At 58.6% G+C, this 20,377-nt stretch carries 15 protein-coding genes; 3 read left to right on the forward strand and 12 right to left on the reverse strand.

Annotation, left to right across the window (positions count from 1 at the left end; all coding sequences use genetic code 11):
• Position 1: 1 nt before the first annotated feature.
• The 4 genes from AC1DWM_RS13485 to AC1DWM_RS13500 are packed head-to-tail and all read right to left on the reverse strand — an operon-like array spanning position 2 to position 7,541.
• Positions 2-1,189, reverse strand: coding sequence for a hypothetical protein (locus tag AC1DWM_RS13485; RefSeq protein WP_477795381.1), 1,188 nt, complete (start codon positions 1,187-1,189; stop codon positions 2-4).
• Complete coding sequence (locus tag AC1DWM_RS13490; protein WP_477795382.1) at positions 1,182-4,604, reverse strand: toxin VasX; 3,423 nt, start codon at positions 4,602-4,604, stop codon at positions 1,182-1,184. The genes AC1DWM_RS13485 and AC1DWM_RS13490 overlap by 8 nt, the downstream gene beginning before the upstream one ends.
• Entirely contained in the window at positions 4,601-5,476 is an 876-nt protein-coding gene (locus tag AC1DWM_RS13495; protein WP_477795383.1) for a DUF4123 domain-containing protein, read from the reverse strand. Before AC1DWM_RS13495 ends, AC1DWM_RS13490 begins: the two co-directional genes overlap by 4 nt.
• The gene (locus AC1DWM_RS13500; RefSeq protein WP_477795384.1) at positions 5,469-7,541 is read right to left on the reverse strand and encodes a type VI secretion system Vgr family protein; all 2,073 of its coding nucleotides are present in this window, start codon (positions 7,539-7,541) and stop codon (positions 5,469-5,471) included. The genes AC1DWM_RS13495 and AC1DWM_RS13500 overlap by 8 nt, the downstream gene beginning before the upstream one ends.
• Before the next feature lie 543 nt (positions 7,542-8,084).
• On the opposite strand from AC1DWM_RS13500, the gene AC1DWM_RS13505 reads away from it, so the two are divergent.
• The gene (locus AC1DWM_RS13505) at positions 8,085-8,441 is read left to right on the forward strand and encodes a DUF6124 family protein (RefSeq protein ID WP_223514562.1); all 357 of its coding nucleotides are present in this window, start codon (positions 8,085-8,087) and stop codon (positions 8,439-8,441) included.
• Positions 8,442-8,627: 186 nt separating this feature from the next.
• Complete coding sequence (locus AC1DWM_RS13510) at positions 8,628-9,257, forward strand: class I SAM-dependent methyltransferase (RefSeq protein WP_223514560.1); 630 nt, start codon at positions 8,628-8,630, stop codon at positions 9,255-9,257.
• Positions 9,258-9,356: 99 nt separating this feature from the next.
• Here the strand turns inward: AC1DWM_RS13510 and AC1DWM_RS13515 are convergent, their stop codons facing one another.
• Genes AC1DWM_RS13515 through AC1DWM_RS13525 form a run of 3 tightly spaced genes read right to left on the reverse strand, consistent with a single transcriptional unit; the run spans position 9,357 to position 14,568 of the window.
• Complete coding sequence (locus tag AC1DWM_RS13515) at positions 9,357-12,407, reverse strand: efflux RND transporter permease subunit (protein WP_477795385.1); 3,051 nt, start codon at positions 12,405-12,407, stop codon at positions 9,357-9,359.
• Positions 12,404-13,468, reverse strand: coding sequence for an efflux RND transporter periplasmic adaptor subunit (locus tag AC1DWM_RS13520; RefSeq protein WP_223514556.1), 1,065 nt, complete (start codon positions 13,466-13,468; stop codon positions 12,404-12,406). The genes AC1DWM_RS13515 and AC1DWM_RS13520 overlap by 4 nt, the downstream gene beginning before the upstream one ends.
• Complete coding sequence (locus tag AC1DWM_RS13525; protein ID WP_477795386.1) at positions 13,465-14,568, reverse strand: efflux RND transporter periplasmic adaptor subunit; 1,104 nt, start codon at positions 14,566-14,568, stop codon at positions 13,465-13,467. Before AC1DWM_RS13525 ends, AC1DWM_RS13520 begins: the two co-directional genes overlap by 4 nt.
• Before the next feature lie 177 nt (positions 14,569-14,745).
• Between AC1DWM_RS13525 and AC1DWM_RS13530 the strand changes: the two genes are divergently transcribed.
• Entirely contained in the window at positions 14,746-15,942 is a 1,197-nt protein-coding gene (locus AC1DWM_RS13530; protein ID WP_223514553.1) for an AAA family ATPase, read from the forward strand.
• Between the two features lie 145 nt (positions 15,943-16,087).
• Here AC1DWM_RS13530 and AC1DWM_RS13535 read toward each other — a convergent pair whose 3' ends face one another.
• The 5 genes from AC1DWM_RS13535 to AC1DWM_RS13555 all read right to left on the reverse strand — a co-directional run bounded on the left by AC1DWM_RS13535 (position 16,088) and on the right by AC1DWM_RS13555 (position 20,365).
• Positions 16,088-16,954 (reverse strand): transporter substrate-binding domain-containing protein, encoded by an 867-nt coding sequence (locus tag AC1DWM_RS13535; protein ID WP_477795387.1) that lies wholly within the window; start codon positions 16,952-16,954, stop codon positions 16,088-16,090.
• A complete protein-coding gene (locus AC1DWM_RS13540) occupies positions 16,951-17,733 on the reverse strand; it encodes an amino acid ABC transporter ATP-binding protein (protein WP_477795388.1) in 783 nt (260 codons plus the stop codon). Before AC1DWM_RS13540 ends, AC1DWM_RS13535 begins: the two co-directional genes overlap by 4 nt.
• Positions 17,730-18,389, reverse strand: a complete 660-nt coding sequence (locus AC1DWM_RS13545; protein ID WP_477795389.1) for an amino acid ABC transporter permease — start codon at positions 18,387-18,389, stop codon at positions 17,730-17,732. The genes AC1DWM_RS13540 and AC1DWM_RS13545 overlap by 4 nt, the downstream gene beginning before the upstream one ends.
• Positions 18,370-19,035 (reverse strand): amino acid ABC transporter permease, encoded by a 666-nt coding sequence (locus AC1DWM_RS13550; RefSeq protein ID WP_223514542.1) that lies wholly within the window; start codon positions 19,033-19,035, stop codon positions 18,370-18,372. Before AC1DWM_RS13550 ends, AC1DWM_RS13545 begins: the two co-directional genes overlap by 20 nt.
• A 547-nt stretch (positions 19,036-19,582) precedes the next feature.
• The gene (locus AC1DWM_RS13555) at positions 19,583-20,365 is read right to left on the reverse strand and encodes a MetQ/NlpA family ABC transporter substrate-binding protein (RefSeq protein WP_223514540.1); all 783 of its coding nucleotides are present in this window, start codon (positions 20,363-20,365) and stop codon (positions 19,583-19,585) included.
• Positions 20,366-20,377: the final 12 nt, after the last annotated feature.

Genomic DNA, 20,377 nt, shown 5'->3' on the forward strand with positions numbered 1-20,377 from the left:
CTCAATGCAGCCCCGCCGCTTTGCAGGCATCGACAAAGTTCACGCCTTTTTTGTCCATGGCGGTTTTCACCTGTGCGTTGGCTTTTTGCAGTGCCGGGCTGGGTTTGGCCCATTGTTCGGGAGGCAGCGGCTGGGACCAGGCCTGCACCTGTTCGGGCAGCGTCGGGCGACCCTTGCGGTGGGCCCATTCGGCGATCAGGTAGGGCATTTTCCAGAACACCAGCACTCTTCTGATGTACCACCAGCGCAAAGGCCAGCGCGTCCGTTTTCCGTAGCCGTAACGGTGTCGCTGTTCGGCGGTTAGGTGCGCGCCATCGTCATCTAAAGAACCCATGAAGCGTGCGCCTTTACGTTCGATCTCAAAGGTATGCAGGCCCTCATAGGGTTTGAGTTCATCCTCGGTCGGCGTCAGTCCCAAAATGACGAGCATGGGGTTGGGCGCATCCACCAACTCCCCCTCTTCCATGTAGTTACGAATGGACGTCCACAGGCCCAGCGCATGGGCATCGCTGGGTTGGGCTGACAGCACAAACTGCACGGTGTCGTGCGCTTCGTCTTCCAGGCCCATGCCAAAGGTGTGATCGCGCATGGCGCCGTAGCTGGTGATGCCCTGACTGCTCGCGACCCAGGCCACCACGCTTTCCCAAGGGACGATCAAGACGCGGTGGGTGGTGTCGTCGATGTAGCAGACTTCGCGGCGTTGACGGTTGAACCGGACCGGGTAGCTTTTGGCCGAGGCCCAGACGTTGGAGAGCATGCCGTAAACCATGGCTCCAATTGGGAGGATGGATAAAAGCATGTAACTGGAAAATACCTTGACCGCATCGATGAGATCCTTGAACGGTGTAGGGAAATTTTCCGGATAGAAAAACACTCCCTGCATGATCACAAAACAAGGGACTACAAATGCGGTGAACAAAACCATCCAGATCATGATCGCTAGTCTTTTTCCCAGCTCAACCATCCCCCGGTTGTTCCCGCCCAGCTCCAGAAAGGTCTCGTTCATCTGTGAGAAATTACGGCGAGACACTTGCGCCTGCCCGGTGTACACCGGTAACGGCGCCAGAAACAAAGTTTCATTCAAGCCCTTGATCCGCAGTTGCCCGGCACTGGGTCGCTGGCTGCGAATATCCGGTGCGGGATCCGTGGTTTCAGATTTTTTGTTGCGTTTGAACAGGCTTTTAAACATCGACCGTCGCCATTTCTTCTCGGGTGAACAACCAGAAGGGAGCCTTGCCAGTGCCGCTCGGCAAGCTCTCCACCGGGTCGAGTTTATACCGGCCCTTGGCTGGCAGGCGTACACCCCGCTCCGTCGCTATACGCAGGTCACGCAGCACAAAACAGGTGCGGTGAACCAAATCCCGCTCGGTTTCCAGTTGGTAACCAATGTTGAGGGCCAGGGCAAAATCCGATGTTTGCATAGAGTCACTGAGTGGCAGATGAAGGGTCAGAGCCTCTTCCTCCTGGCTGACCACCAAGGAAACAGCGGCCCACGCCGCGCTGCTCTCTTGCCAGCGCACGGGCGGTAAATGGGCGCTGTAGGGGCGAGGGATATGCAGATCGCGGGTTTGCTGATACGCCTGCAACTGCAATTGGCGGCTGTCCATTTCCCGTGTACGAACACCGGGCAGCACCAGTTTCAGGTAGGTGCGCTTATCGTCGCGGATCAGTTCGCAGGTCGGTTGTTGTACCACCTTCGCCAATGCGCTCCAGTCATCCGGCAGGCTGCGTTGCAGGTTTTGCGTCCCCCAGGCACTGGCTTGTAGCCATTTTTGCAGGGCGTCCAGATTGAAGTAGTTATAAAAACCTTCACCCGTTAGTTGCAGGGCGGTGCCGATCAGACCGACCAGGTTGGCGCGCACGCCGATACTCAGCAGTCGTGGGCTGGCTTCGGCCCAGGCCAGGGCCCGCAGCTCGGTGGGTTTTTTTAGAATTTGGCTAATGATCGACGTCGTGTGTTTAGCCCCCCAGAGATTGGTGCCCAGCAGGACGCCGTCACCGGCGATTTGCAGGGTCGTGGCCGCCAAGCCCTGGGAATTGCCTTCGGCCAACGCTTTAGCCCATTGCTGAGAATGTTTACCTGAATCGATTGCGGCGGCCAAAGCACCGAATACAAAAGCCGCATCCCCTGCAATACCGGCCCAGCGCCCCAGGCGACTCATGGTATTGAGCTTGCCAGCGGCACTGTCCATTTGCTCGATATGCGCTTGCAGGATCGTCACCGACAGACCTTGCACCGCCGCAAAACCGGCCGCCGACATACCAATGAACGATTCAGCGATAGGGCCCAGGTCAGAGAACGATCGATCAGTTTTTCTATTAAACGCATTCAACGCCTCAACAAACTTCTGCCCCTGAAACACAAACAACAACAGCGCAACCCCGTCACCCCCGGATTTCATCGCGCTACCCAATGGCTTGCCAAACGTCCCTGTCGCCCGAAAATCACGCACGGTCCGGTGCATTTCGTCACGCAGTGGCGGCGCCATGCCATCGACCACCGTGCCGATCTRCCCCGGGCTGCCGCTGCCGACGGTCAAGGCGCGGCTGAGGCTGTCTTCCAACGGCGCCAGCCTGGCCTTGAGTTGATTGATGCGCTGGTTGTAAACCTGCTCGCCGCCGGGAACCACAAGACCATTGGTGAGCCGCGACAATTCGCGCTGGCGCTGTTTGTAGGTGTCCTTGAGCTGGCCCCGCAGGTCGAGGGCGGCATCGCGGGTCTGGTTGAACGCTTGAATTTCAGAGGCCGACGCTGCCCGCAATGTCAAACCACTGCGGGAGAACTCACGCAGCAATTGCAGGCGTGCCGGGATGCCGATGTCGCGTATGAAGTTGTTGGGGTCAATTAGCTGTTTCCGTTTAAATTCGCTGTGCGCTCGGTCTAGCTGGTCTGCAGCAATGAGCTGATGCGCCGGGATGTAGGCGCCATCAAGCAAACTTTGCAGCCCCCTGAACCGCGTATTCAGATCCACAAAGTTGGGCAGTCGTTCGGTCATCAGGCTGTTGAACTGGTTGGCGAGCAGGTTGACGTTGGCAAGACTCTCCTGGGCCGTGCCTACTTTGATCGAGAAGCTGCTCAAGTCCGCCAGCTTTTTGCCCACCTCCAACTGGTCAGCCAGTGTCAGGGTGTCCAGTCCAGGCACGACGGTGAGCAGGTTGTTTTCCAGGTAGGCGGCCAGTTTTTCCGTCGCCGCGCGATTCGAGCACAGCGCGGCCACGCAGACGAATTCGGTCTCCAGGCGATGCTTGATTAGCCCATCGTGCTGGAAGTCGTAATACCAGGCGGCACGGTGAAAATAGCCACCGGTAATCATCTTCAAACGATCTTCGCGGATGGCCTGAAGCCGCTGATGCCAATGACTCAGCAGGGTTTGCTGCTGGCTGACGAAGGCCTCCATCGCGGGTCGGTTGACCAGATCATCGATTCCACGCTGGCCGATTTTTTCGCCATACAGGGCGTCCTTCGATTGTTGCTCAAGCTGGCCGATGGTTTTGGCGTGTTTTTGCCACTTAGCCTCACCCAAGGTGTCGTACATGGTGAACCATGCCTGAACCCCCGGATTAGGGGAGTTTCGCCAAAACGCGATATCGTCGTATTGACTCGGCCCTCCCGACTCGCGTCTTTTTTGCAGGTGCTCCTGAATCGCGGCCTGCTGCTCGGGCGTGGTGTCCTGCGTCAGGGCTTGAACCCCAGGATCCGTTGCGCTCAACGCCTCCAGTCGCGCTGGACTCGCATCGTACAAAGACTGGATGTAAGCGCCCGTGAGGTACTGCCGCTGACCTTCGTCGTCGGCACTCCATTGCTCAATCCAGTCGGCCACCTTCAGTTGTGCACTGGCCAGATCGCGCATGACGCCAATGTCATCGCGCAAAACCAAAAACAGGTAATCGTCCTGATAAGGACCGAGCACCTGGCTGGTGAACGCTTCAATCGCTGTTTCTTGAAACAGCGGCGTATCTTCCCAGCTATACGGCTGACGCTCTTGCGGGTTGGCGCCTTCGGGCAATACCTTCTTCGCATCAGTTTGCGAAGTGTTCTCTGCCACTTCCGCCAGCCAGTTTTCGGCCTGCTGTTTGCTCAGCAAGTCAGTCCCACCCTTTACCGGGCAAGCACTCGCCAGATCGATGCGTTGCATCAAGCGTTCACGTTCGGTGCTGTTTTTCAGGACTTGCGAGCACTTGTACGCCGTCCACTGCATTTCCGAATAGCTGGCGTACAAGGTGTGTTGCCGAACAAAGACCAAATGAGGATCACCTACCGAAGCGGTGCGCGAGTCGGCGGCGACTTCTTGGCTGTTCCATAGCAGTTTGGTGATCTGCCCTTGTTCAAGGGCGTATTCATGCAGATGGCCCGTGCCGGTGTCGATGAGGTACAGGAAGCCATCACGCAACAACCGGATACCGAGGGGCTGGCTGTCCAGTGTGAACGGCATGGACAGTTCGGAGGATGGGTCAAGGTATTCGACCAACCCGTAACGCAACGGCAGCAACTGCACTTTTTTGCTCATCAACGAGCATTGCCCTACCGGGGAGCGGACGTCCTTGGCGCTCTTGGCCATGGCGGCGGTATTGGCACTGTTTTTTGGCGGTTGTTGGGCAGTCATTGTCGGCTCCCTTGTGGGTCTGCGGCCCGGCTTTGAGCCAGTTCGGCAGCGCGTTGCACACGCGTCAGAGGGGAATGCTGGGTTGATACCGTCAGTAGCTCGACAATGTCCGCGTGATCGGTCAACGGTCGCCCGGCCAAGTAACCGAGAACATTGGCGTAAAGGGTGATTTCCTGCTCCGACGTGAAGCCCTGCTGGTAAGCCTCTTGAGCCACTTGCTGGGCATAACGCAGGCGTTCCTGCGCCGGATATGACGCCATAAACTCGGGGAAATACGTGTGCAAGTGCTCACTCAAACCCAACACCGAACGACGAAACTCAACCTCCCCTAGCGCCGTGAGTTCCTGGTCTGTCAGCCGATAGGTGTCGCAAGGTTCTGGCGCTGCGTGAGCGGGACGTGCGTGCTGGTGCCATGTCGCTTGAAGGGCATCAGGCAAACACACGTGTTCGATAGGACCAAACCAGCGTGCGCTTTGTGCTTGCTGTGCAAGACCGAGCAATTGATGCATGACCGCCGGGTCGGCGATACGCGGCATGACCTCAATACCACTCGGGTGTTCGACGGTCAGCAGGCGACGCCAATGCTTACTGAGCATTAACGCGTCAACGGCGCTGAACAGCAGATAGCCCCATTCAAGTGCGGCGTTTTCCTGGTAGTACGCCAGCAATGGATCGTGCGCACCTTTGAGCGAGATCAAATAGGGTGAGATGTCCGACAGTTCCCGCAATCGGGAGCCTTGGTACAGACAAACTGCCGGGTTATCCCAGCGGAGCAGACGGTGCGCCAGTTTTGACGCGCTGACACCGTCCAGGAGCAAGTAGGCAGGCATTGTCCAAGGCAAATCATCCGGCAGTGGTGGTAACTCAAACATTGGCTTGCCCCCCCTGTAGTTGATCGGCTTCGCAAACCGCACAGATCGGCTTTTTGGCCATCAAGGCCAAACGCTGCGTTGGAGGTAACAAGGGCACTTGAAGAGCGATAGATGCGGCCTGCTCAGCCGATAGCGCCGAAGTGGGTGGAACCCCGGCCATCGGCGCCCCACCCTGAACAATAACCACACTGCTGAAAATACCGGCGGCGTTGATCACGATGTGCTGACCGCCACACTCAATCGTCAAGCTCGAATCGCCCTTGATCACCACATGGCTGGCGGTGACATGAGCCTGAGGCCCGGCCTGAATCACCAGCGTGCCTTCTGCCGTCGTGCTGCTGTTGCCGCTGATGGTGATCAATTCGTTGCCGCCGATCACGGTGTTGCGCGCACCTTCGGTGGTGTGCAACTCGTCGCCCTTGATCAGGCCGGCGCTGTGGTTGTCGACCTGTTCGAAGCGGTCGTTGCTGATCAGGCTGTGGCTGTCATGGGTGATCTGTTCGCGGCGGTCATTGCCAATCTGGGTATCGCTGTCGTTGAGGATCAGTTGTTCGAGGTCGCGTTGGGCGCGCAGGTAGATTTTCTCCTGCCCTGCGCGGTCTTCAAGCGACAGTTCGTTGTAACCACCGCTGTACGGGGAGCTTTGGCTGCGCAGGACGGTTTTGGTTTTGTGTTCGGGCAAGGGGTATGGCACCGCATTGACCTTGTTCGGCGCGCACCCGGTAATGAACGGATGATCGGGATTGCCGTCTTGAAAGGTGACGATGACTTCCATGCCGACACGCGGAATCGTCATCGCACCAAAATGTGGACCCGCCCAGTGCGTCGAGACGCGCAGCCAGCAGCTGCTTTTCTCACTGTTGAGTTCGGCCCGGTCCCACGGCAGTTCGACCTTCACGCGACCATGTTCATCACAGTAGATCTCTTCGCCGGCAGGTCCGGTGACGCGGGCGGTCTGGCTCACCAGTAGCGTTTTGCGTGAGCGCATCGGCGGCCGGTAAATCACGTCCCATGGCAGGACGCTAAAGCTGTTGCGGTAGCCTTGTGTAAAGCCGTCTGCGGGTTGGACGTCGCTGGTGATGGCCTCTTCCAATGACTGAGGCTGTTTTCCGCAGTGCGTCACGCTGAGCAACAGCCACAAGTCGTTGCGGGCTTTTCGGGGGTGATTGGTCAGGTCAAAAAAGTGGCCACTGCGCAGGCTCGGCTGATCGCTCTGGCCCTCGATCAACTGGTAATCGGCACGGTGCCGCTCCAGGGCCTGGCGAACGTGTTGTTTGCCGCGCTGTTCGTTATCGAGCAAAACCCGGTAACGGTAGTCTTCAAGCTCAGGCGTGAACTCGGCCGTGAAGCGGTTTTCCAGCAGCAGATTCGGGCGTTGGAAGTCGTAGTGGCGGCGCGTGGTGGTGCTGGTACGGGTGCTGAAGCGCATCGAGAACTGGCTGACGACCGGTTCGTCAGCCACCATGCCGGAGTCTTGTTGATAAGCGGTTTCGCCCAGTTTGGGAAACCAGGTCTGGTCGTCGGTGAACACCAGCACATGGCCTTGCAGGGAATGCTGGAAATGCCATGCGATGCCGTCTTCGGCACACAGCCGCTGGACGAACTCGTAATCACTTTCCCCATACTGCGTGCAGTACTCGCGCTCGGCGCTGGTACTGACATGGAAGGTAAACGCATCGGCCTGAATGCCGTGACCTTTGAGCACCTTGGTAATGATTTGCGGCACGGTCAGGTGCTGGAAAATCCGTTGGTCGTAACTGAACTGCAAATAGTGAAGCGCTGGCACCAGGGTCAGCTGATAGCGGGTCAGGCGTTTGCCGGACTCTCCGACGAGCGCGTCTTCGATACGGCCGTGAATGCCTTCGCCGTTATGACCGAACTGGAGAAATGCGGGTTGGCTGAGCAAGCTTTCCAGATCGAAATCCGGGTTTTCGCTGACCAGTTCAACCTGGATCGCGTACAAGGCACTGATGGCCTCGACACCGTCGAAGGCGAGGACTTTGAAATCATTGCGAACAGCAGGGATGTGTAGCGTGAAATGCGCCGTGTTGGCCGAACCGAACATACGCTTATCCTTAAGCAAAGAGGAAATGAAGCGCGATGTCCAAACCGTCCATGGTCTGTGCACGCGAAATGGGCGGGCAAGGTACCAACGGGGAAAAAGGATTGATGTAGGAAGGGTCTTCGAATACAGCGAGACCTTTCCGATTTTCAGAGAACTGCGTCGGCGAACGAGATGGGCAATAACCGACGCTAGAAGGGAAGTTTTCGTACAGGAAAATCAGAGGTTCCGAAGGTCCGCTCCCTTTCATTTGCAGGAAGTTTCCTAGATCATTCCGCTCGCTTGCGCCTGTCAATTTCCGTGGCTAGTCTCGGTCCGTCACTGCTCATCAGTGATTGGGTTTAGTCGCCCGGATCTCTCTAGGCGCACAGCGCCACCTCGTTCCAGGTGTTTTCCTTGCCTGAAAGTTATGGTGGCTGTGCGCAGGGCACCCTCGGGTGCGCCGGTATTGCCTGGAGGCCGGTCGACTAACCTGTGTGCAGCCGCCACCCCTGGTCGTTTAGTCGCGATATCGGTTGGCTCCAATTAGCTCTAGGAGTTTTACCAATGAAGAAATCCGTACCCGATCCACCTCCCGAAACCTCCACCAACGAAACCGGTACTGAAGACCCGCCCAGGGATCGATCAGCGCTCTACCGTGCCATTGATTTCTACCTCACTGGCGATCAACCCTCACCGCCCGATGAACTGCGCTTCTACAACGTCAGCAAAGACGTGAGTTTCGAAGACACCCAGCTTTATGTCGCCGATCTGCTGCGCTGTGCTTCGGTGACGGCGTATCAGTGTGGTGATCACCTCAAAGGTGCGGAACGCGCCATGGTGTTTTCGGTCTGGCATTTGTTGGAGATCGCCAAAGCCATGGTGGATCGCTCGATTGATTGCCTGGGGATGAAGCAGGGCTGAGTCATTGGTTGTCAGTTACACCGCTTTCGCGAGCAGGCTCGCTCCCACAGTTGATCTGCAGTGAACACAAAACTTGTGTTCGACAAAAATCCACTGTGGGAGCGAGCCTGCTCGCGATTGGCTGCGCAGCAGCCACCGGCCTCATGGCGTATATTCGACAAACCCCAATTGCCTGCGCAGCCGCCCATGAAACAGACCCCCGACGACCTCCAGCAGATCACCGCCACCACCCTGGGCCATTACAACTCGGTGGCCGAAGATTTTCGCGAAGGCACTCGTGATCACGATGTCAGCCAGAACATCGATGCCCTGTTGCGGCATATTCAAGGCGAGGCACCGTTCGACATTCTCGATTTCGGCTGTGGTCCCGGCCGCGATCTGCAAACCTTCACGCGCATGGGGCATACCGCCGTCGGCCTCGACGGGTCGGAAAAGTTTGCGCAGATGGCGCGTGAGGACAGCGGTTGCGAGGTCTGGCAGCAGGACTTTTTGAAGCTTGATTTACCGGACGAGCGCTTCGACGGAATTTTTGCCAACGCGGTGCTGTTTCACATCCCGCGTCAGGAATTGCCGCGAGTGTTGAAGCAATTGCGTGGGGCGTTGAAACCGGGTGGGGTGTTGTTCAGCTCCAATCCTCGCGGGGAGAATCAGGAAGGCTGGAATGGGCCGCGGTATGGGGCTTATCACGATCTTGCGGCGTGGCAGCAACTGCTGACCGAGGCGGGGTTTGTGGAGCTGGAGCATTACTATCGGCCGGCGGGGCTGCCGCGGGAGCAGCAGCCTTGGTTGGCGAGTGTATGGCGTAGAGCTGTGTAGGCCGTCAGGACGCCATCGCGAGCAGGCTCGCTCCTACAGGGGTACGCGGTCACTGTGGGAGCGAGCCTGCTCGCGATGAGCGCGAAGCGCTCGCTTTTTTTAAGCCACCTCTTTCTTCGGCTCGCGAATTTTGTACCAGGCCACATAAAGCGCCGGCAAGAACAGCAGCGTCAGCAAGGTCGCGATGACAATCCCGCCGATCATCGCGTAAGCCATCGGCCCCCAGAACACTTCCCGTGCAATCGGAATCATCCCCAGGCTCGCGGCGGCGGCCGTCAGCAGGATCGGCCGGCGTCGATGCTCGGTGGCTTCGACCACTGCGTCCCACGGCGCATAGCCATTCTTCTCGTATTCATCGATCTGGGTCACCAGAATCACCGAGTTACGAATGATGATGCCGATCAACGCCAATATCCCCAGGATCGCCACGAAGCCCATTGGCGTACCGGTTGGCACCAACGCCAGCACCACGCCGATCAAACCCAGCGGCGCGACGCTGGCGACCAGGAACATCTTCTGCACGCTGTGCAACTGGATCATCAGGAACGTCGCCATCAAGAACAGCATCAACGGTACAACCTTGGCAATCGGCCCTTGGGCCTTGCCGCTTTCCTCGACCGTACCGCCGGTGGCGACCTTGTACCCGGGCGGCAGCTTGGCGGCAAAGGCATCGATGGACGGCTTGAGGATTTTCACCAGGTCGGTCGGCTGGACCTCGTCGCGTATCGCCGCCTTGATGGTGATGGTCGGCAGGCGATCGCGACGCCACACCAGCGGCTGCTCCAGTTCGTAGCGCACGGTGGCGAACGCCAGCAGCGGAATCGACGTGCCGCTAGGCGTGACGATTTGCAGGTTCTGCAGGGTTTCCGGCGTACCACGTTCGGAGTCCACTGCACGACCGACTACGTTGATCAGATAGATATCGTCATCGACCTGGGTCACCGCCTGGCCGCTGACGATGCCGTTCATCAGGTTGGCCACATCTTCGGAAGACAGCCCCAACTGCCGCGCCTTGTCCTGGGCAATGTCGATGCGCAGTACTTTGCCCGGTTCGTTCCAGTCGTAGATGATCTCGCCAACGTGCGGGTTCTTGTCCAGTTCGGAGGCCAGGTCGATGGCATGCCGGCGCACTTGATCGATGTCTTTGCCGCTGACGCGGTACTGGATCGGACGCCCTACTGGCGGGCCCATTTCCAGTGCCTGGACATAACCGCCGATGCCGACGAAGTCGTTGCGCAAGCGCTCGCGAAGCTTCTCCATCATGGCCTCACGGGTCTTGCCTTTGCTGACGATCACCAACTGTGCATAGAACGGGTTTTGCAGTTGTTGGTCCAGAGGCAGATAGAAACGGATCGCGCCCTGACCGATGTAGGTGCTCCAGCGCACGATATCCGGATCGTCCTTGAGCGTGGCTTCTAGACGATCGACGGCCCGGCGGGTTTCTTCAATCGAGGCGTTTTGCGGCAGGTTCAGGTCGACCAGGATTTCCGGGCGATCCGAAGACGGGAAGAACTGGTTCTGCACATAGCGCATGCAAAACAACGCCAGCACAAAACACAGCACGGTGATGCCAATGGCCCACCAGCGATTGCGCATGCACCACAGCATGCCGCCATTGAAGGCTTTGCCGATGCGCCCGGGTTCGCCTGTGTGAGGTTTCACGTTGGTGCTGAGGATGTGCACGCCGATCACCGGCGCAAACAGCACCGCCACCACCCAAGACACCAGCATCGCGCAGGCAATCACCGCAAACAGCGTGTAGGTGTACTCACCGGCGGAGCTGGCGTTCAGGCCGATCGGCACAAACCCCGCCACCGTCACCAGCGTACCGGTGAGCATCGGGAACGCGGTGGAGGTATAGGCAAACGTGGCCGCCTGCTCCTTGGTCTCGCCCATTTCCAGGCGCATGACCATCATCTCCACGGTGATCATCGCGTCGTCCACCATCAGGCCGAGGGAAATGATCAGTGCGCCAAGGGAGATCCGCTGCATGGTGATGCCGCTGAACTCCATGAACACAAACACCATCGCCAGCACCAACGGGATCGAGCACGCCACCACCAGCCCGGCACGCACACCGAGGCTGATGAAACTGACCACCAGCACGATGATCACCGCCTCGAACAGCGCACGGGTAAAGCCGCCAACGGCCTCCTCCACCACCACGGCCTGATCCGAGACGTTGTAGATGCCAACACCCACCGGCAGGTCGGCGGTCAGTTGGTCGATACGCTCGTGCAAGGCCTTGCCGAAGGCCTGGACGTTACCGCCCGTCTGCATGGCAATCGCCAGGCCGATGGCGGGTTTGCCATTGAAGCGGAATTCCGGTGAGGTCGGATCGACGTAGCCGCGCTTGATTTCGGCGATGTCGGCCAGACGATAGTAGCGGTCGTTGAGCTTGAGGTTGACTTCGGCCAGGTCTTTCTCCGAGGCGAACTTCCCTGAAGTGCGCACCGATATCCGCTCCGGCCCCGCCTCGATGACACCCGCCGGGGTCACGGCGTTCTGCGATTGCAGGCTCTGCACCACCTGACGCTGATCGATGCCCAGCGCCGCGAGTTTGCGCGTGGAGAAATTCAGGTACAGCACTTCATCCTGCTGGCCGACCATTTCGATTTTGCCCAGCCCCGGCACACCGCGAATTTCCATGCGGGCCTGTTCCACGTAGTCGCGCAACTGACGCAGGGTCAGGCCGTCGGCGGTGAAAGCGTAGATCGACCCGAAGACGTCACCGAACTCGTCGTTGAACGACGGCCCCTGTATGCCTTGCGGGAACTGGAAGCGGATGTCGTTGATCTTCTTGCGGACCTGGTACCAGATTTCCGGGATGTCCTTGGCACTGGTGGTGTCGCGCAAGTACACGTACACCGTGGATTCGCCGGGCCGCGTGTAGCTTTTCACGTAGTCGAGAGAATCGAGTTCTTCGAGTTTTTTCTCGATGCGGTCGGTGATCTGTTTAAGGGTCTCCTCTTGGGTCGCCCCCGGCCATTTGCTCTGGATCACCATGGTCTTGATGGTGAACGAAGGGTCTTCTTCGCGCCCCAGGTTGAAATACGAAAACACACCCATGAGCAACGCGACGAACATCAGATACCAGACGAACGACTGATGCTTGAGGGCCCATTCGGAGAGGTTGAAAGGCCCTTTCATTGACTGTCCTCGTCAAATTTCACTTGTTGCCCCGGTTTGAGGCTATTTACGCCGGCACTGACCACTCGCTCGCCGTTTTTCACGCCATCGGCCAGCGTCACCGTGCTGTCGGTGCGGCTGATGACATTGACGTCCCGTGGTGAAACGGTTTTTTTCTCGGGATCAATCACCCAGATGCGGGGTTTGCCGTCGACCTCCTGCAACGCGGTAAGGGGCAGTTCGATACGCGGCTTGACCGCCGAACTCAGGGTGACGCTGATCGCTGTGCCCAGCCGGAACCCTTCCGGCGTTTCGGCCAGGGTCAGGCGAGCGCGACGGGTGCGCGTTGCGCTCTGCGCCTGGGGTTCGATTTCGCGGATGATTGCGGTGGTGTTGGTGTTCGGATTGAGTTGCGCCGCAACCTGGAACACCACATCTTTGGGCAGTTGATCGACCAGGGTATCGGGCAGGTCAATCACCGCTTCCTTGATGTCCGGTTGCGCCAGGGTCACCACTTGCTGGCCGGCGGTCACCACTTGCCCGGCCTCGGCGTTCCACGCAGTGACCACGGCTTTATGGTCGGAGCGCAATTCGGTATAGCCGAGTTGATCTGTGCTCTGGTTGACCGCCGCCTTGGCCTGATCGAGGGAAGCCTGGGTGGTTTTCAGCTGAGTCAGGGCATCATCCAGTTGCGCCTGCGCGCCGACCCCGCGATCAAACAACGACTGCTGCCGCTCGGCGTTGGCCTGGGCATTGATCAGTTGCGCCTGGATTTTCGCCAGGTCGCCCTGGGCCGAACGCAATTGGTTTTGCTGGTCGGAAGGGTCAAGCGTGGCCAGCAGCGTGCCCTTCGCGACCTCGGTCCCGACATCCACGTTACGACTGGCAATTCGCCCACCCACGCGAAACCCGGTATTGCTTTCGTAGCGTGCCTGGATGCTACCGGCAAACCGGCCCAGATCCTCTTCGTTCAAGGCCTTGACCTTGACTGACAGCACGGGACGTATCGGCTCCGGTGGCGGTTCGTTTTTGGAACAGGCGCTCAGCACCAGCCCAAGGGACAACGCCCATAAAGGCTTCATGGCTTGGCTCCCCAACTCTGATCCTTATAAGTATTTTCGGCAATCTCGACTTCCATGCCCGGGTGCAACAGCTGCCCCCCGGCGATCACGACTTTTTCCCCACCTGTAAGCCCTTTGCTGATGATGACCTTGCCTGTCAGGTAGCGGCCAACCGTGACGCTGTGCAACTGGGCCTGCCCCTTGTCGTCGACCAGCCAGACGGCGGGCTCACTGATATTTTTGGTCAGGGCCGACCACGGCAGTTCGACCGCCGACTTGCCCGCACCCTTGGCCGTGGCGCTCACCACCGAACCCAGTTGCATGCCCGGCGGCAGGCTGTCGAGGCCTACCTTGACCTGCACAGTGCCGGACTGTGCGGACACTGCCGGGGTCACTTCGCGCACGGTGCCAGTGGTTTTGATCTCGGGGTTATCAAGCAAGCTGAGGACAATGGTGTCATCCGTCGGCTTGTCGGCCAGCAGCGCTTCATAAACGTTGAATACCGCGTCCCGATCGCCATCGCGAGCCAGGCTGAAAATCGGCATCGTTGCCTGCACCACCTGGCCGACTTCAGCCTGACGTGCGGTGATGATGCCGGGCGCATCGGCGATCAGTGCGGTGTAGCTCAGTTGATCGCGGGCATTGGCCAACTGCGCCTGAGCCGCGCTCAAGGCGCTTTGACTGCTGCGCAACGCCGCTTGGGCCGCGTCGTATTCGCTCTGACTGGTGTAGCCCTTGGGCAGGAGTTTTTCCTGGCGCACGAACGCTGCGGCATTCTGTTTGACCAGCGCCTGTTGGGCGGCCACTTGGGCCTGGGCCGAATCGACACTGCTCTGCAAGTCCTTGGGATCGAGCCGGGCCAGCACTTGTTTGGCCGTCACCCGGTCACCGACATCGACCGAACGCTCGATGATCTTGCCGCCCACGCGGAACGACAGCTCGGTCTGTATCCGAGCCTGGATGTCACCGGTGAGGGTCACCGCGGCGGCGTAATCCGCCGGCTGGACGACTTGTATGAACACCCGTGGCAAGTATTCCTTTACGGGTTCTTTTTTATCGCACGCCGTCAGCAGAGTGACGACGCTCAAGGCCAGGATGACTTTCAATCCGGGAACCGCCATGCAAACTCCTTGGCCTTTTTTATGGGCAACTCGACAGAAAGCTTAGAACACAGTTGTAACCTTGCACGCCCGACTTATGAAGAAAAAATTTGTAATGGTTTCTGCTGAAAACACTTGCCGTAGACGCCTGCGCGTACCCGACAATGCTCGCCGATTGATCCGGCCCAAGGAACCCACATGCTCAACACCCTCGCCGTAGCCAATTACCGTTCGATCAATAAGTTGGTCATCCCGCTGGGTCGGTTGAACCTGATTACCGGCCCGAATGGCAGCGGCAAATCCAACCTTTACCGCGCCCTGCGCCTGCTGGCGGAAACCGCTCAGGGTGGCGTGGTCAATGCGCTGGCCCGTGAGGGTGGGCTGGACTCGACCTTCTGGGCCGGGCCGGAAAACATCACCCGACGCATGCGCAATGGTGAAGTCCCGGTCGAGGCAACGGTGAGACACGGCGTCAAACGACTGCGGCTGGGGTTTGCCGGTGAGGATTTCAGCTATTCGATCAGTCTTGGGCTGCCCGATTCCAACGGCCACTTCATGCTGCCCGAACACCCTCTCCCTATTCCGTCGCGTTTCAGCCTGGACCCGCAAATCAAGCGTGAATGCGTCTGGGCCGGGCCGATCTATCGTCCGGCCAGCCTGCTGGTGGATCGCAACGGCCCGATGATCCGCGCCCGAGCCAATCGCAGCTGGGACGTGCTTGCCCAACACACACCGAACTTCGACAGCCTGTTCGACCAGGTCGGCAGCTTGCGTTCTTCGCCGGAGGTTCTGGAATTACGCGAGTTCATTCGTCGCTGGCGCTTCTACGATCACTTTCGCAGTGACGCCGACGCGCCCGTGCGCCAACCGCAACTCGGCACCCGCACACCCGTGTTGCACCACGACGGTCGCGACCTGGCGGCCGCCTTGCAGACCATCATTGAAATCGGCGACCCCGAGGCGCTGCGAACCGCGATCAGCGACGCCTTTCCCGGTGCGAGACTCCACATCGAATCGCTGGCCGGCGGACGGTTTTCCATCGAGTTTTATCAGGAAGGGCTATTGCGGCCGTTATCGGCCGCCGAATTATCGGATGGCACACTCCGTTATTTGCTGCTGGTCGCCGCACTGCTGACACCACGCCCGCCCACGTTGATGGTGCTGAACGAGCCGGAAACCAGTCTGCATCCGGACCTGTTGCCTGCCTTGGCACGCTTGATTATCCGTGCCTCGGAGCAGTGCCAGGTGTGGGTGGTGTCTCATGCGCGGCGGTTGATTTCAGCGTTGCAGGAAGACCCGGAATGCAATTGCATCGTGCTGGAGAAAAACCTCGGCCAGACCGGCATTGTCGGGCAAAGGATGCTGGATGAGCCGGCGTGGAACTGGCCGGATTAGTCTGTGCTTGAGACACCGCTTTCGCGAGCAGGCTCGCTCCCACAATTGATCTCCAGAGGACACAACATCAACGTCTGACGCAATCCAATGTGGGAGCGAGCCTGCTCGCGAAGGCGGCTAAGAAATCACCGCATGAATCGCAGACTCACCCCTGCCACTTCCCACCCTCGACAATCACGCTCTCAGGCTTGGTGTCATCGCTCAGTTCCTTGCGTACATACTGGTCGTAAAGCTTGAGCAGATATTTCTCCTCACCCAGCTTGGCCAACTCGCTATTCACCCAATCCCGCAGCTCGATATTGCCCTTCTTCACGGCCGGCGCAATCGGTGCTTCGGCGCCCAAGGTCTGCGTCAATACGCGATAGCCCGGGTTCTGCTTGGCCCAGCTGAACAGCACCAGATTGTCCTGCGCATACGCATCACCGCGACCATTGGCCAGGGCTTGCAGCGATTCGGAGTTTTTCTCGAATTTCAGCAGTTTCCAGTCCGGGTGGTTTTTGGTCAGCCAGATATCCGCGGTCGTACCGGTGGTGACGATGGTCGTGCGCGTGGCCAGGTCATCGAGGTTTTTCACCGTGCTGGCCTGTGGCACCAAAGCCTGTACCGCGACTTTGAGGTTCGGGTTGGTGAATTCCACCGCCTCCTTGCGCTCGGGGGTGACGGTCATGTTGGCCAGGATCAGATCGACCTTGTCACTTTGCAGGAACGGAATCCGGCTGGCCGGTTCCACCGCGACGAACTCGACTTTGTTTTCATCACCCAACAAGTCCTTGGCGAATTGACGGCCAATGTCGGTATCGAAACCCACGTAGCGCCCCGCCTCATTGACGAAGCCGAACGGTGGCTTGTCGGTGAAGACGCCAACGATCAACTTGTCCCGGGCTTTGATTTTCTCCAGGTAGCTGGCACTGGTCGCGACAGGCTTGGCCGGTTCTTCGTTTTTGTTGCAACCGGCCAGCAACGCGAGGCCAAGCAGCGGGAGTAGCAGTAGTGAAGCCTTGGCAGTTTTCATAGCAGTTCCAGTTCCTTTGTTTGAGTCGTTTGGGGTAGTGCGGCGACGTAGGAGAACTTCTCCAGGAACTGCTGCGCTCGTGCGGTTTGCGGGTTCGTAAAGAAAATCTCGGGAGGGTTTTGTTCAAGGATTCGCCCGCCATCCATGAACACGATGCGGTCGGCCACGGCGCGGGCGAAGGCCATTTCGTGGGTGACGATCAACAGGGTCATGCCATCGCGGGCCAGGCCCTGTATGACTTCCAGCACCTCCTTGACCATTTCCGGGTCGAGGGCGGCAGTGACTTCATCGAAAAGCATGACCTGGGGGTTCATGCACAGGGAACGGACGATAGCGATGCGTTGCTGCTGGCCACCGGAGAGCTGACGCGGGAACGCATCGCGCTTGTCCGAAAGGCCCACGCGCGCCAGTAAGGCTTCGGCCTGATCGCGGGCTTCGCCGCGATCACGCTTCTGCACTTTCAGCGGGCCGAGCAGCAAATTGTCGAGCACGTTCATGTGCGGGAACAGGTGATAACTCTGGAACACCATGCCGATCTGCTGGCGTACCTCGCGCCAGTCGGTGCCCTTGTCCAGCAGTTCGCGGCCGGCAAAATTCAAACTGCCGCTGTGAGCGACTTCCAGGCCGTTGAGGCAACGCAGCAAGGTACTTTTGCCGCAACCGCTAGGGCCGAGGATGACGATGACTTCGCCCGCTTTCACTTGCAAGTCGATGCCGTTCAGCACCTGCTGCTCGCCGAAAAATTTGTTGAAACCCTTGAACTCGATCAAAGCATTCATGCGTGTGTCCAGCGCCGCTCCAGCACGCGTGAAGCGGCCGAAAGCGGGTAGCAAATGAAAAAGAAAAACAGGAACAGGGCGCCGTAGATCAGCACCGACTCGTAGGTGCGCTCGATGATTTGCTGGCCGACCTTGATCACGTCCACCACACCGATCAGCACCGCCAAGGAACTGGTTTTGATGATGCGCGTGTAAACGTTGAGGGTCGGCGGTGTCATGCGCTTCAACGCTTGCGGCAGCAGCACATAACCGTAGAGTTGCGGCCCGTCCAGGCCAATCGACAGCCCGGCCTCACGTTGCCCGCGCGGCAATGAGTGCAACGCGCCACGCACCACTTCGCCGACTTCGCTGGCGCCCCACAGCGACAACACCAGCACCGCGCACCAGAAACTCGGGAGACTCAGGCCAAAGAAAATCGGCAGGCCGAAGAACAGCAGATACAGCCAGACCAGCACCGGGATCGCCCGGAACAACTCCAGATACACCCGCAGAATCGCGTTCAGCCATTTCGAATTCAGCGTGCGCAACACGCCGTAGAACACGCCGCCGACGGTGCTGATGGCGATGCTCAGAAAAGAGATCGACAAGGTTTGCGCGGCGCCTTTACCCAGTTGCGGCAACGACACCCAGAGCAATTCAAGACCCGAACTGGCCATGCTGAAGCCTCCTTTCCAGACGGCTGAGCAGCAGCGACAGCGGCAAAAACAACAGCACGCAAATCAGCGTCAGCACGGCGAGCATTTCGTAGGTTTTGTAGTAGAGCGCGATGTAGCTTTTGGTGGTGTAGAGAATTTCTGGCACCGCCACCGCCGAGACCACGGTGGTTTCCTTGAGCAGGAAAATGAAATTGGCGAACAGCGATGGCAGGCTGAGGATGCCGGCTTGCGGCAGGATCACGTAACGCAGTAATTGCCCGTGTGACAGGCCAATGGAGCGACCCGATTCAAGTTGCGCCTGGGGCACGGCATCCACACCGGCGCGCAGCACTTCAGTGAGATACGCGCCACCGAGAAAAGTCATGGTGATGATCGCGGCCGCGAAGCCTGAAACCTTGATGCCCAGCGCCGGCAAAGCGAAGTAGACGAAGAACAGTTGAATCAGCAGGGGCGTGTTGCGCGCGAGTTCCACATACAGGCCGACGCAGCGCTGCAAGTAAGGCGTGCGAAACACCAGTATCGTCGCGTTGAGCAGCGCCACCAGCAGCGATGTACCGATGGCGATAAAGCCGACCTGCAGTGTCACGCCCACAGCCTTGAGAAACGCCGGCAGAGTGCTGAGGATAAACGCGTAATCGAAGTTCATTGAAGATCCTGAACGCCGCTCGGTAAGCGACGGTGGCGCAGTCCATGGGTCGTGGATAACGGCCCGGCGGATACCGACTTTAAAGGTATAAAAATTAGAATTTAAATACCGTTAAAGCATATTGATATCACGCAAAAAACTATCCGTTGATTTGCGGTCGCAACGTAAGACGACTACTTTTCTTTGCGCTGCAGGAGGGATCTTTTTTTCATAATGCCCCTCCAAGGACCCACAGCTTTTGGCCAGACTTCCCCGGCCGAACCATCACAAGGAAGAGGAAATGGCTGACGTAAAAGTGCCGCAGCGACTGGATCCGCAGGAGATCGTGAAATTGTTGGTGGCGTTGCACCGGGCGTTGAAGGCCGGGGTGGCCTGAGAGAGTTGATCGTTCCCACGCTCCGCGTGGGAATGCAGCCCGTGACGCTCCGCGTCACAGGACGCAGAGCGTCCCTAGAGGCATTCCCACGCGGAGCGTGGGAACGATCACGCCGACGCTTTATCAGTCGTCGGCGTTTGAAACCTTGAAAGGTTTTGATGCTGCGTCGAATCAGAACGCCGGCAGAACCGCGCCGTTGTACTTCTTCTCGATGAAGGCTTTCACTTCAGGACTGGTCAATGCCTTGGCCAGTTTCTGGATGGCAACGCTGTCCTTGTTGTCGGGACGCGCCACCAGGAAGTTCACGTACGGCGAATCCGCACCTTCGATCACCAGCGCGTCTTTAGCCGGGTTCAGACCGGCTTCCAGCGCGTAGTTGGTGTTGATCATGTCCAGGTCGACTTGATCCAGCACACGCGGGAGCATGGCCGATTCCAGTTCCTTGAACTTGAAGTTGTGTGGATTCTTGGCGATATCTTTCGGAGTCGCCAAAGCGTTTTTCGGGTCTTTCAGCTCGATCAGGCCAGCCTTCTGCAGCAGGATCAGGGCACGGCCGCTGTTGCTGCCTTCGTTAGGGATGGCAATGGTCGCGCCATCTTTGAGTTCAGCCAGGGTTTTGACTTTCTTCGAGTAGCCGCCGAACGGTTCGACGTGCACGCCGATCACGGTCACCAGGTTCGTGCCTTTGCCTTCGTTGAAGCTTTTCAGGTACGGCAGGGTCTGGAAGTAGTTGGCGTCCAGACGTTTTTGGTCAACTTGTACGTTTGGCTGTACATAGTCGGTGAAAACTTTGATTTCCAGGTCCACGCCTTCTTTGGCGAGGGCTGGTTTGATCAGTTCCAGAATCTCGGCGTGTGGAATCGGGGTCGCCGCAACCACCAGTTTCTCGCCAGCCTGGGCCAGGCCCGCGGTCAGGGCAGCCGCCAGTGCGGTGAACAACAGAACCTTTTTCATGCAGTGTCCTTA

The sequence above is a fragment of the Pseudomonas sp. P4_C8 genome, from assembly GCF_056401975.1.